A 12,573-nucleotide genomic window follows, 5' to 3' on the forward strand; every position below is an offset into this window, starting at 1 on the left:
GAGCGGATGCCCCGAGGCGGGGTGTCGGCGTCGGCCCGGCGCCCGGCGCGCGGGTAGTCTGGACGGTCGTGAGCGCAGACTATTCCGCCAGGCACCTCTCCGTACTCGAGGGTCTCGAGGCGGTGCGCAAGCGCCCGGGCATGTACATCGGCTCGACCGATTCGCGCGGCCTCATGCACTGCCTGTGGGAGATCATCGACAACTCGGTCGACGAGGCGCTCGCGGGTCACGGGTCGGAGATCGAGATCGTGCTGCACCGCGACGGCAGCGTCGAGGTCCGCGACCAGGCGCGCGGCATCCCGGTCGACGCGGAGCCGCGCACCGGGCTCTCCGGCGTCGAGGTGGTCTTCACCAAGCTGCACGCCGGCGGCAAGTTCGGTTCGGGCTCGTACGCCGCCTCGGGCGGACTGCACGGCGTCGGGGCATCCGTCGTCAACGCACTCTCGGAGCGTCTCGACGTCGAGGTCGACCGCGACGGCCGCACCTGGGCGATGTCGTTCCACCGCGGCGAGCCGGGCGTGTTCGACGACAACGGGATGAAGACGCCCGACGCACCGTTCACGCCGTTCGAGCTCTCGAGCGAGCTGCGCGTGGTCCGCAAGGTCGCCAAGAAGACGACCGGCACCCGCGTGCGGTACTGGGCCGACCGGCAGATCTTCACGCGCGACGCCGCGTTCCTCGCCGAGGAGCTGATCGGGCGCGCCCGGCAGACGGCGTTCCTCGTGCCGGGCCTCGGCATCTCGATCCGCGACGAGCGCGGCGAGGAGCCGGAGACCACGCACTTCAAGTTCGACGGCGGCATCTCGGAGTTCGCCGAGTACCTCGCGACCGACCCGGCCGTCACCGACGTCTGGCGGCTCGAGGGCTCGGGCACCTTCACGGAGACCGTGCCGGTGCTCACCGAATCGGGCGCGATGGTGTCGACCGAGGTGGAGCGCGAGTGCGTGGTCGACGTGGCGCTGCGCTGGGGCAACGGCTACGACACGACCGTGCGCAGCTTCGTGAACATCATCGCGACGCCGAAGGGTGGCACGCACCTCGCCGGGTTCGACCAGGGGCTCATGCGGGTCATCCGCGCCCAGGTGGAGCAGAACGCCCGCCGGCTCAAGGTCGGCAACGACAAGCTCGACAAGGACGACGTGCTCGCGGGGCTCACCGCAGTGGTCACCGTGCGCCTGGCCGAACCGCAGTTCGAGGGGCAGACCAAGGAGGTGCTCGGCACGCCGGCCGTGCGCGCGATCGTCACGAACGTCGTCGCGACGGCGCTGCGCGAGCGGTTCGCCTCGACCGCGCGCCCCGACAAGTCGCAGTCGGCCGCGCTTCTCGAGAAGGTCGTCGCCGAGATGAAGGCGCGCATCTCCGCGCGCACCCACAAGGAGACCCAGCGGCGCAAGAACGCGCTCGAGAACTCGACGCTGCCGGCGAAGCTCGTCGACTGCCGGTCGAACGACGTCGCGCACAGCGAGCTGTTCATCGTCGAGGGCGACTCGGCGCTCGGCACCGCGAAGCTCGCGCGCGACAGCGAACACCAGGCCCTGCTGCCGATCCGCGGCAAGATCCTCAACGTGCAGAAGGCGTCGATCGCCGACATGCTCGGCAATGCCGAGTGCGCCTCGATCATCCAGGTGATCGGCGCCGGTTCGGGCCGCACCTTCGACATCTCGATGGCGCGCTACGGCAAGGTCATCATCATGAGCGACGCCGACGTCGACGGCGCGCACATCCGTACGCTGCTCCTGACCCTGTTCTTCCGCTACATGCGCCCGATGATCGAGGAGGGGCGCGTCTTCGCGGCCGTGCCGCCGCTGCACCGGGTCGTGGTCATGCATCCCGGTTCGAAGCCGAACGAGACGATCTACACGTACTCCGAGCCCGAGCTCGACGCCGTGCTGAAGGGCCTCGCGCGCAAGAACCGGAAGTACCAGGACCCGATCCAGCGCTACAAGGGCCTCGGCGAGATGGACGCCGACCAGCTCGCGGTGACGACCATGGACCCGAGCCACCGCACGCTGCGCCGGGTCGGCATCCGCGACGCCGAGCAGGCGGGCCGCGTCTTCGAGCTGCTCATGGGCAACGAGGTCGCGCCGCGCAAGGAGTTCATCGTCGAGAGCGCGGCCGCTCTCGACAAGGAGCGCATCGACGCCTGAACCGGCCTCGGCCGGGTGAGGGCGACGGATGCCCCGTGGCATCCGTCACCGTCTCTGCGCGTTCGAGCGAGGACCGCCGGATCAGCCGACGCGGCGGCCGATGGCGCCGACGACCTTCTCGAGCGGGGTGCCCGAGGCATCGCGCTTGGCGCCCGGCTCGGGCAGCGTGCGGGTCGACCCGTCGGTGCCGACGGCGAGCGCCGGCTCGGGCCCGACCCACGCGACCGACAGCTCGGACTCGCCCTTGAGGAAGCGCTGCGCGCGCACACCGCCGGTGGCCCGCCCCTTGCCGGGGAACTCGGCGAACGCGCTGACCTTGCCGGAACCCGGATCGGTGCCCATGAGCGTCTCGCCGCCTGCCGCGACGGTCGCCACGATCGCCCGCTCGACCTCGTCGGGCGCGAGCGCGGTGAAGTGCACCACGCGTGCGTCGGCGCCGAGCTTGATGCCGGCCATGCCGCCGGCGGCCGCGCCCTGCGGGCGCACGGCGGAGGCGGGGAAGTGGAGCAGCTGCGCGTCGGACGCGACGAACACGAGCTCCGCGTCGTCGGGCGCGGGGACGGCGGCGACCAGCGCGTCGCCGGGCTTCAGGGCGATGACCTCGAAGTCGGGCTTGTTCGGGAACGCCGACGGCACCACGCGCTTGACGACGCCCTGGGCGGTGCCGAGCGCGATCGGCACGTCGCCCGCGAGCGGCACGACGGCGAGGATCCGCTCGGAGCGGTCGGGGAGCGCGAGGTAGTCGTGCACCCGCACGCCCGCGCCGAGCTGCACGGAGTTCGGCGGCAGACCGGGCAGCTCGAGCGGCGAGAAGCGCACCAGGCGGCCGCGCGAGGTGATCGCGCCGATCTCGGTACGGCTCGTGGTGTCGAGCGACGAGCGCACGGCGTCGTGCTTGCTGCGACGCTTCGGCTCGGTGATCACGGGCGGGCCGTCCTCGCCGACGGGCAGGTCGACGCGCGCGATGCGGTCCGTCGCGCCGAGGAACACGCGGCACGGCACGTCGGCGTGCTCGAGGTCCTCGGGAGCCTGCTTGCGCCGCTTCGCGCCAGCCGGCTGCTGCTTCGCCTCGGTGAGCAGCGTCCGCCTGGGCGACCCGTACTTCTCGGCGACGTCGCCGAGCTCGTCGGCGACGAGCGTGCGGATCGCGAGTTCGCTCGCGAGCAGTTCCTCGAGCTCGGCGATCTCGGCGAGGAGGGTGTCGCGTTCGGCCTCGAGCTCGATGCGCGAGAACTTCGTGAGGCGGCGCAGGCGCAGCTCGAGGATGTACTCGGCCTGCAGGGTGCTCAGGTCGAACACGTCGATCAGTCGGCTGCGCGCCTGCTCCGTGTCATCCGACGTGCGGATCACCTGGATGACCTCGTCGATGTCGAGGATCGCGATCAACAGGCCCTCGACCAGGTGCAGGCGGTCCTTGCGCTTGGTGAGGCGGTACTGCGAGCGACGAGTGACGACGCTGACGCGGTGCCCGATGTACACCTGCAGCAGCTCGCGCAGGCCGAGCGTCTGCGGCTGGCCCTCGACGAGGGTCACGTTGTTGATGTTGAACGAGTCCTCGAGGGGAGTCAGCCGGTACAGCTGCTCGAGCACGGCCTGCGGGTTGAACCCGGTCTTCACGCCGATCACGAGGCGCATGCCGCGCTTGCGGTCGGTGAGGTCGGTGACATCCGAGATGCCCGTGATCTTCTTGGCGTTGACCCCGTCCTTGATCTTCTCGATCACGCGCTCGGGGCCGACCAGGTAGGGGAGTTCGGTGACGACGAGGCCCGACTTGCGGGCGGTGAGCTGCTCGACGCTGACCTTCGCACGGGTCTTGAACGAGCCGCGGCCGGTGGCATAGGCGTCGCGGATGCCGCCCAGGCCGACGATCGTGCCCCCGGAGGGGAAGTCGGGGCCGGGCACGAACTCCATCAGCTCGTCGAGGCTCGCCTCCGGGTTGGCGATGAGGTGCTGCGCCGCCGCGGCGACCTCGTTGAGGTTGTGCGGGGCCATGTTGGTCGCCATGCCGACCGCGATGCCGCTCGCGCCGTTGACGAGCAGCCCGGGGATGGCCGCGGGCAGCACCTCGGGCTGCAGGAACGAGTTGTCGTAGTTCGGCACGTAGTCGACGACGTCCTCGTCGAGGCTCTCGACCATGGCCAGCGCCGGCGGGGCGAGGCGCGCCTCGGTGTAGCGGGGCGCCGCGGGGCCGTCGTCGAGCGAGCCGAAGTTGCCGTGCCCGTCGACGAACGGCACGCGCAGGCTGAACGCCTGGGCCATGCGCACGAGCGCGTCGTAGATCGCGGCGTCGCCGTGCGGGTGCAGGCGGCCCATGACCTCGCCGACGACGCGCGCCGACTTCACGTGCCCGCGGTCGGGCCGCAGGCCCATCTCGCTCATCTGGAACAGGATGCGGCGCTGCACGGGCTTCAGTCCGTCGCGCGCGTCGGGCAGCGCGCGCGAGTAGATGACGGAGTAGGCGTACTCGAGGAACGAGCCCTGCATCTCGGAGGAGACGTCGACGTCCTCGATGCGTTCGGCGATCTGGTCGTCTGCGGGCAGGTCAGGCGTTCGGGACATCCGTGCTCTCGGTCGGGCGTGCCGGGTCGGCACGGTCGTTCGCGGGGGTCGCGCCGGGCTGTGCGAGACTGGGCGCGATGCGAGCCATGCTACCCGTCGCCGCCCCCGATGCCCCGCGGCTCACCGACGTGCTGGCGAGTGCGATCGCGAGCGTGCGCGGCGAGCCGAACCGGCTGGCGCTCGGCCCCGCCGAGGTGGCGATCGTGGTGCTCGTCGACGGGCTGGGCGCGCACAACCTGCGTGCTCGCGCCGGCCATGCCCGCCGGCTCTCGTCGAGCTTCGGCAAGCGCGACGTGGTGCGCACGGTGTTCCCGTCGACGACCGCGGCGGGCATCACCTCATTCACGACCGGACTCGAGCCGGGGGAGCACGGCATCATCGGGTACCGCGTCTTCGACGCCTCCGCCGATCGCACGGTGAACCTGCTGAGCGGGTGGGAGGCCGATCGCACCGACCCGCTCGCCTGGCAGCCGCACGCGACGCTGTTCGATCGGTCCGTGGAGCAGGGCGTGCGGGCCGTGGCCGTCGGCCCGGGCCGCTATCGCGCGTCGGGCTTCACGCGGGCCGCGCTGCGGGGCGCCGAGTACCGCGCCGCCGAGTCGATCGAGGACCGCTTCGCCGCCGCGCGCGAACTCGCCGAGGAGGGCGGGCCGGCGGTCGCCTACGTGTACGTGCCCGAGCTCGACATGGCCGCGCACGCGGTGGGCTGGGAGTCCGACCGCTGGCTGGCCGAGCTCGAGCGCGTCGACGCCGCGTTCGGCGACCTCGAGCGCGGGATGCCCCGGGGCACGGGCCTGCTCGTCACCGCCGACCATGGCGTCGTCGACGTCGCCGCGCACAAGCACGTGCTCATCGACCGGGACCCGGCGCTCGTCGACGGCGTGCGCCACGTGGCGGGCGACCCGCGGTGCCTCTACCTGACGTTCGAGCCCGACCTCGATGCGGCTGGGCGCGAGGCGCTCGTCGCGCGCTGGCGCGCAGCGGAGGAGCACCGCGCGTGGGTGCTCACCCGCGAGGAGGCGATCGCGTCGGGCGCGTTCGGACCCGTGGCATCCGCCGCCCTGGCCCGCATCGGCGACCTCGTCGTCGCCGCGCGGTCGCTGGTGGCGTACTACGACGGGCGCGACCCGAACCCGGGGCCTCGTGCGATGGTCGGCCAGCACGGCTCGGCCACCGATGAGGAGGTGCGGGTCCCGCTCATCCGTGCGGGAGCGTACGCCCGCTGAGGCGACTCAGCTCGGGTACTGGCCGCGCTTGACCTGCGGCTTCGGCAGGCGCATGGGGCGCAGCTGGAGTGCGCGCATGGCCGCGTACCAGCGGATGCCGCGCTCGACGCGCGTCTCGCCGAACTTCGCGGCCAGCTTCTTGCGCAGCGACCGGCCGAGCCAGAGCACGTCGAGCACCGCGGCGATGAAGAACACCCACAGGCCGAGGGTGCCGATGACCTGCGTCTCGTAGCTCGGGATGAAGGTCAGGATGATGACGAGGAACATCACGGGGATGAGGATCTCGCCCAGGCTGAAGCGCGCGTCGACGTAGTCGCGGATGTACTTCTTCTGCGGCCCGCGGTCGCGCTGCGGCAGGTAGCGCTCGTCGCCGGCGGCCATGCCCACGCGGGCCCGCTCGCGCGCCTCGGCGGCCTTCGCCTTCTGGATGCGGGCCGCCTCCTTGCGGTCGTTCGGCACGAGCGGCCGCTTGCGCGCGGCCTCCTGCTCGCGGCGGGAGGGAGTGGGTACGCCCTTGCCCTTGGTCACCGGCGCCTGCTCGGCGTCGTCGCCGGTCGATGCCTGGTCGGTCTCGTTGCTGGGGGTCTTGGCCACGTCTGATCCTCGGATTGCTGGTGGCCTTAAGATTACCCGCATGCACCAGCCTGCCCCGAACGGGAGCGACCAGCCGTCCGCCGACGACCGCGAGGAGCGCATCCGGGAGGCGGTGGACGCCGGCTTCCCGACGACCGTCGCCGAGCTGTCGGGGCTCGTGCGCATCCCCTCGGTCGCGTGGGCGGGGTTCGATCACGCGCACGTCGCCGCGAGCGCCGAGGCGGTCGCCGAGCTGCTGCGCGGAGTCGACGTGTTCGAGACCGTCGAGATCGCGCGGGCGCCGATGGAGGGCAGCGCCGAGCTCGGCCAGCCCGCGGTGCTCGCCCGCCGCGCGGCGCGCAACGGCCGCCCGACCGTGCTGCTCTACGCGCACCACGACGTGCAGCCGCCCGGCGACGACGCCGGCTGGGACTCGCCGCCGTTCGAGCCGACCGCGCGCGGCGACCGCCTGTACGGACGCGGTGCCGCCGACGACAAGGCCGGCATCATGGCGCACGTCGCCGCGATCCGCGCGCTGGTGGCTGCGGGCGGCGACCCCGACCTCGGCATCGCGCTGTTCATCGAGGGGAGGAGGAGGACGGCTCGCGCTCGTTCGCCAACTTCCTCGAGCTGCACCGCGACGCGCTGGCCGCCGATGCGATCGTCGTGGCCGATTCCACGAACTGGGACGCCGAGACGCCGGCGCTCACCGTCGCCCTCCGCGGCAACGTCACCTGCCGGGTCACGGTGTCGACCCTCGCGCATGCCTCGCACTCGGGCATGTTCGGCGGCGCCGTGCCCGACGCGATGATGCCGATGGTGCGCCTGCTCGCGTCCTTGCACGACGACGACGGCGCGGTCGCGGTCGAGGGCCTGCGGTCGATCGACATGGAGACCCCGCCGTACGACGAGGCGCAGCTGCGGGCCGAGGCGGGACTGCTCGACGGCGTGACGCCCGTCGGCCGCGGCACGATCCCGCAGCGCCTCTGGGCGCAGCCGGCGATCACGGTCACCGGCACCTCGGCGCCGCGCCTCGTCGACGCCTCGAACACGCTCTCGCCGTCGGTGACCATGAAGCTGAGCGTCCGGGTCGCGCCCGGCCAGTCGGCGACGGAGGCCGCCGAGGCGCTCGAACGCCACCTGCGCACCCACGTGCCGTTCGGCGCGCACGTCGAGATCGACGAGGTCGTCACGGGCGACCCGTTCCTCGTGGACACCGACGGCTGGGCGGTCGACGCGGTGCTCGAGGCGATGGCGGATGCCTGGGGGAGGGCGCCCGTGCAGACCGGCATCGGCGGCTCGATCCCGTTCATCGCCGACCTCACGCGCGTGTTCCCCGAGGCGCAGATCCTCGTGACGGGCGTCGAGGACCCCGACTCGCGCGCGCACAGCCCGAACGAGTCGCTCCACCTCGGTGCGTTCAAGCGGTCGGTGCTCACCGAGGCGCTCTTCCTGGCGCGCCTCGACGCACGCGGCGCCTGAGCGCGAACCGGGACCCCGCGGCATCCGCCCGGGGTAGAATCGCAGCGGACACCACGTCAGCCGCGATCGATCGAGGAGCACCATGACGCAGACCATCCCCGCCGAGACGGCCGCCCATGGCGTCAGCCTGAGCGACAACGCCGCAGCCAAGGTGAAGAGCCTGCTCGAGCAGGAGGGTCGCGACGACCTGCGCCTGCGGGTGGCGGTGCAGCCGGGCGGATGCTCCGGGCTGATCTACCAGCTCTACTTCGACGAGCGGCTGCTCGACGGCGACGCCACGGTCGACTTCGACGGCGTCGAGGTGATCGTCGACCGCATGTCGGTGCCGTACCTCGACGGCGCGGCGATCGACTTCGAGGACACGATCCAGAAGCAGGGCTTCACGATCGACAACCCCAACGCGCAGGGCAGCTGCGCGTGCGGCGACTCGTTCCACTGACCTGAACCCACCGAAGCGGGGGCGGCCCGAGGGCGCCCCCGCTTCGTCATGCCCGCATGCGCCCCGGCCGGTCGCGACGCGGCAGCCTACCGTGCACACGGCAGGCGGCGCGTCGGAGTAGGCTAGGGGACGATCACCACTTCACTGAGAAGTGCCTACGAATCTCCCGAAAGGTCACCGGTGCGCCAGAACCGCCGTCTCCGATGGGCTGCTCTTCCGATCGCAGCGACACTCACAATCGTCCTCGCCGGATGCACGCAGGCGCAGTTGAACGGTTTCCTCCCGGGCTTCATCGAGGGTGAGGCGCCCACGACGAACCAGACCGAGCGCATCTCGGGCCTGTGGGTCACCTCGTGGATCGTGCTGCTGGTGGTCGGCGTCATCACGTGGGGCCTCACGATCTGGGCGGTCGTGGTGTACCGCCGCCGCCGCGGCCAGACCGGCCTGCCGGTGCAGCTGCGCTACAACATGCCGATCGAGGTGTTCTACACCGTCGTGCCGCTCATCCTGGTGCTCGGCTTCTTCGCCTTCACGGTGCGCGACCAGAACGAGATCGAGGCGCGGTTCGAGAACCCGGACGTCACGGTCGAGGTCATCGCCAAGCAGTGGGCGTGGGACTTCAACTACGTCGACGAGAACGTGTACTCGCCCGGCATCCAGGGCCAGCCCGAGGAGGACGGCTCGCTGGTGGAGTCGGAGGTGCCGACCCTCGTGCTCCCGGTCAACCAGCAGATCGAGATCGAGCTGGAGTCGCGCGACGTGATCCACTCCTTCTGGGTCGTCGACTTCCTCTACAAGAAGGACATGTACCCGGGCAAGACCAACTACATGTCGATCGAGCCGATGCGCGAGGGCACCTACGCCGGCAAGTGCGCCGAGCTCTGCGGCGAGTACCACTCGCTGATGCTCTTCAACGTCGAGGTCGTCTCGCAGGCCGAGTACGACGCCTACATCGACTCGCTGCGCGCGGCCGGCCAGGAGGGCCAGCTGTCGAGCGAGTACGACCGCAACCAGAACCTGCCCGGCACGGGCGCGCCCGAGCTCGTCGAGCACGAAGAGGAGAACTGAGCGACATGAGCACCACTGCCGCACCGGCCAAGCCGAGCGCGAGTCCGTCGCCGTTCGGCCCTCCTCCGCGGAGCGCAAGGGCAACATCCTCGTCAAGTGGATCACCTCGACCGACCACAAGGTCATCGGGTACCTGTACCTGATCACGTCGTTCATCTACTTCTGCATCGGCGGCGTCATGGCGCTGATCATCCGCGCCCAGCTGTTCGAGCCCGGCCTCGAGATCCTGCAGACCCGTGAGCAGTACAACCAGCTGTTCACCATGCACGGCACGATCATGCTGCTGATGTTCGCGACCCCGCTCTTCGCCGGCTTCGCGAACGTGCTCATGCCGCTGCAGATCGGCGCGCCCGACGTCGCCTTCCCGCGACTGAACGCGCTGGCGTACTGGCTCTTCAACTTCGGCTCGCTCATGGCCGTGGCCGGCTTCCTCACCCCGCAGGGTGCGGCGTCGTTCGGCTGGTTCGCGTATCAACCACTCGCATCCACGACGTTCTCACCGGGTATCGGAGGAAACCTCTGGATGCTCGGGCTCGGCCTCTCGGGCTTCGGCACGATCATGGGTGCGGTCAACTTCATCACCACGATCATCACGATGCGCGCGCCCGGCATGACCATGTTCCGCATGCCGATCTTCACGTGGAACACCCTCGTGACGTCGATCCTGGTGCTGCTCGCGTTCCCGGTGCTCGCCGCCGCGATCCTCGCCGCCTCGGCCGACCGCATCTTCGGCGCGCACATCTACGATCCCGCCAACGGCGGGGTGATCCTCTGGCAACACCTGTTCTGGTTCTTCGGCCATCCGGAGGTCTACATCATCGCGCTGCCGTTCTTCGGCATCGTGTCGGAGATCTTCCCGGTGTTCAGCCGGAAGCCGATCTTCGGGTACAAGACGCTCGTGTACGCGACCATCGCCATCGCCGCGCTGTCGGTCACGGTGTGGGCGCACCACATGTACGTCACCGGCTCGGTGCTGCTGCCGTTCTTCGCGCTGTTGACGATGCTGATCGCGGTACCGACGGGCGTGAAGATCTTCAACTGGATCGGCACGATGTGGCGAGGGTCGATCACGTTCGAGATGCCGCTCGTCTGGTCGCTCGGCTTCCTCATCACGTTCGTGTTCGGCGGCCTCACCGGCGTCATCCTCGCCTCGCCGCCGCTCGACTTCGCCGTCTCCGACAGCTACTTCGTCGTGGCGCACTTCCACTACGTCGTGTTCGGCACGGTCGTGTTCGCGATGTTCGCGGGCTTCTACTTCTGGTGGCCGAAGTGGACGGGCAAGATGCTCAGCGAGCGCCTCGGCGCCTGGCACTTCTGGCTGCTGTTCATCGGCTTCCACACGACCTTCCTCATCCAGCACTGGCTGGGCGTGGTGGGCATGCCGCGCCGGTATTACTCGTACCTGCCCGAGGACAACATCACCTGGATGAACCAGCTGTCGACCATCGGCGCGATGATCCTGGCCGTGTCGATGATCCCGTTCTTCCTGAACGTCTTCATCACCGCCCGTCGTGCGCCCAAGGTGACCGTGAACGACCCGTGGGGCTACGGCCGCTCGCTCGAGTGGGCGACCAGCTGCCCGCCGCCGCGGCACAACTTCACGTCGATCCCGCGCATCCGCTCGGAGTCGCCGGCGTTCGACCTGAACCACCCCGAGGCCGCCCTTCCGATCGGCATCGGGCCGGCCAAGGACGCACCGGATGCTCCGACCTACGAGGTCACCGAAGGGAAGGTCAAGTAGATGCGGGCCAATGTCGCCATCTTCTGGGTGATCGGTGCGTTCTTCGCACTCGCCGATGTCGCGTACATCGTGTGGTCGATCCTCGAGACCGGCGAGCCGGAATGGGTCGGCCTGGTCGCGATCGCACTGAGCGCGGTACTGGCGGCGTTCATCGCCTTCTACCTGGGCCGCGTGCACAAGGCCCAGGGCGGCGAGCTGCCCGAGGACCGCGTCGACGCGAACATCGACGACGGTGACGCCGAGCTCGGCTTCTTCAGCCCGTGGAGCTGGTGGCCCATCATGCTCGCGGCCGCCGCAGCGCTCGGCTTCCTCGGCCTCGCGGTCGGGTTCTGGATCACCTTCATCGCGCTGCCCGTGGTCGTCCTCAGCCTCGTCGGCTGGACCTACGAGTACTACCGCGGCAACTTCGCCCGCTGAGCGGGGAGCGCACGTCGTACGCGTGTCGCCCCGACCGGAATCGGTCGGGGCGACACGCGTTTCGCGTCTCAGCCTGCGCGGGTGAAGACGAGGAGCTCGACGTCGACCGTGACGGGCCCCGCGAACCGCGCAGGTCGGCCCGTGGAGGCGTGATGGGCGGACGGACCCATCTGCACCAGGTCGTCGGCGAGGGGCGTCGACGCGGGCAGCTCGCCGGCCACGCGGGTCGCGTCGTGGAGGCGGAGGCCGGCTTCTGCGGCATCCGACCGCACCTGCTCGCGCTTGCCCGACTGCACGTCGATCATGCCTCCGGCACCGCGCAGCTCGGCCAGGTGACTCGGTGACGGGATCACCGTGATCAGGCGCCCGCCCGGCGCGAGCACCCGTGCGAACTCGGGCAGGTTGCGCGGCGCGAACACGTTCAGGGCCCGGTCGACGACCCCCGTCGCGATCGGCAGCGGCGACCAGAGGTCGAGCACGACACCGAGGGCGGGGGCAGCGGATGCCTCGCGCACGCGCCGTACGGCCGCCCTGACGGCCTCGGGGGAGAGGTCTGCGACGAGTGCCGTGGCGGGCGCCTGCAGGCCCGCCAGCGACGTGGAAGCGTACTGACCGGTGCCGCAGCCCAGGTCGGCGAGCACCGCGCCCTCCGGCGCGCCATCGGCGACCGCGTCCGCCACCGCGCCTCGCAGCTGGCGGTACGGTTCGCTGTCGAGCACGCGCTCGCGCGCAGCGAGCATCTCCGCGGTGTCGCCGCGCACATTCGGGCGCTTGCGCGGGAAGAGCGTGAGGTAGCCCCGTCGGTTCGCGTCGAATGCATGGCCGTCGGCGCAGCGGACGGTGCCGTGCACGTCGCCCCCGAGCGGGGAGACGCAGAACGGGCACCGCAGCAGATCGACGATGGGTCGATCGGTCATGCGG

The 12,573-nt window shown here is 70.6% G+C and carries 9 protein-coding genes and 1 pseudogene; 7 read left to right on the forward strand and 3 right to left on the reverse strand.

What is annotated here, in order from left to right; translation table 11 throughout:
- The first annotated feature begins 68 nt into the window (after positions 1–68).
- On the forward strand, positions 69–2,147 hold the full coding sequence (locus QUE38_RS16150; protein WP_286309343.1) for a DNA gyrase/topoisomerase IV subunit B: 2,079 nt from the start codon (positions 69–71) through the stop codon (positions 2,145–2,147).
- 81 nt (positions 2,148–2,228) lie between these two features.
- Here QUE38_RS16150 and QUE38_RS16155 read toward each other — a convergent pair whose 3' ends face one another.
- Complete coding sequence (locus tag QUE38_RS16155; protein ID WP_286309345.1) at positions 2,229–4,706, reverse strand: DNA gyrase/topoisomerase IV subunit A; 2,478 nt, start codon at positions 4,704–4,706, stop codon at positions 2,229–2,231.
- A 77-nt stretch (positions 4,707–4,783) separates the two neighbouring features.
- On the opposite strand from QUE38_RS16155, the gene QUE38_RS16160 reads away from it, so the two are divergent.
- Entirely contained in the window at positions 4,784–5,932 is a 1,149-nt protein-coding gene (locus QUE38_RS16160) for an alkaline phosphatase family protein (protein ID WP_350227494.1), read from the forward strand.
- 6 nt (positions 5,933–5,938) lie between these two features.
- Here QUE38_RS16160 and QUE38_RS16165 read toward each other — a convergent pair whose 3' ends face one another.
- A complete protein-coding gene (locus QUE38_RS16165) occupies positions 5,939–6,568 on the reverse strand; it encodes a DUF3043 domain-containing protein (protein WP_433996923.1) in 630 nt (209 codons plus the stop codon).
- Between QUE38_RS16165 and QUE38_RS16170 the strand changes: the two are divergent.
- The 5 genes and pseudogenes from QUE38_RS16170 to ctaF all read left to right on the forward strand — a co-directional run bounded on the left by QUE38_RS16170 (position 6,567) and on the right by ctaF (position 11,652).
- A pseudogene (locus tag QUE38_RS16170) lies at positions 6,567–7,987 on the forward strand (M20/M25/M40 family metallo-hydrolase). The gene QUE38_RS16165 and the pseudogene QUE38_RS16170 overlap by 2 nt on opposite strands.
- 82 nt (positions 7,988–8,069) lie before the next feature.
- Positions 8,070–8,426: an iron-sulfur cluster insertion protein ErpA gene (erpA, locus tag QUE38_RS16175; RefSeq protein WP_286309348.1), complete on the forward strand. Its 357-nt coding sequence runs from the start codon at positions 8,070–8,072 to the stop codon at positions 8,424–8,426.
- 180 nt (positions 8,427–8,606) lie between these two features.
- On the forward strand, positions 8,607–9,494 hold the full coding sequence (ctaC, locus tag QUE38_RS16180; protein ID WP_286309351.1) for an aa3-type cytochrome oxidase subunit II: 888 nt from the start codon (positions 8,607–8,609) through the stop codon (positions 9,492–9,494).
- 85 nt (positions 9,495–9,579) lie between these two features.
- Positions 9,580–11,235, forward strand: a complete 1,656-nt coding sequence (gene ctaD / locus QUE38_RS16185; protein ID WP_286311878.1) for an aa3-type cytochrome oxidase subunit I — start codon at positions 9,580–9,582, stop codon at positions 11,233–11,235.
- Positions 11,236–11,652: an aa3-type cytochrome oxidase subunit IV gene (gene ctaF / locus QUE38_RS16190; RefSeq protein WP_286309353.1), complete on the forward strand. Its 417-nt coding sequence runs from the start codon at positions 11,236–11,238 to the stop codon at positions 11,650–11,652.
- A gap of 68 nt (positions 11,653–11,720) precedes the next feature.
- Here ctaF and QUE38_RS16195 read toward each other — a convergent pair whose 3' ends face one another.
- Positions 11,721–12,569: a putative RNA methyltransferase gene (locus QUE38_RS16195; RefSeq protein ID WP_286309355.1), complete on the reverse strand. Its 849-nt coding sequence runs from the start codon at positions 12,567–12,569 to the stop codon at positions 11,721–11,723.
- Positions 12,570–12,573: the final 4 nt, after the last annotated feature.

The organism is Agromyces mangrovi (assembly GCF_030296695.1).
GTDB classification, from domain to species: domain Bacteria; phylum Actinomycetota; class Actinomycetes; order Actinomycetales; family Microbacteriaceae; genus Agromyces; species Agromyces mangrovi.

Bases quoted from the DNA above. Each gene is read 5' to 3' on its own strand.
- QUE38_RS16155 (WP_286309345.1), bottom strand. From the start codon at position 4,706: ATGTCCCGAACGCCTGACCTGCCCGCAGACGACCAGATCGCCGAACGC.
- QUE38_RS16160 (WP_350227494.1), top strand. From the start codon at position 4,784: ATGCGAGCCATGCTACCCGTCGCCGCCCCCGATGCCCCGCGGCTCACC.
- QUE38_RS16165 (WP_433996923.1), bottom strand. From the start codon at position 6,568: ATGCGGGTAATCTTAAGGCCACCAGCAATCCGAGGATCAGACGTGGCC.
- erpA (WP_286309348.1), top strand. From the start codon at position 8,070: ATGACGCAGACCATCCCCGCCGAGACGGCCGCCCATGGCGTCAGCCTG.
- ctaF (WP_286309353.1), top strand. From the start codon at position 11,236: ATGCGGGCCAATGTCGCCATCTTCTGGGTGATCGGTGCGTTCTTCGCA.
- QUE38_RS16195 (WP_286309355.1), bottom strand. From the start codon at position 12,569: ATGACCGATCGACCCATCGTCGATCTGCTGCGGTGCCCGTTCTGCGTC.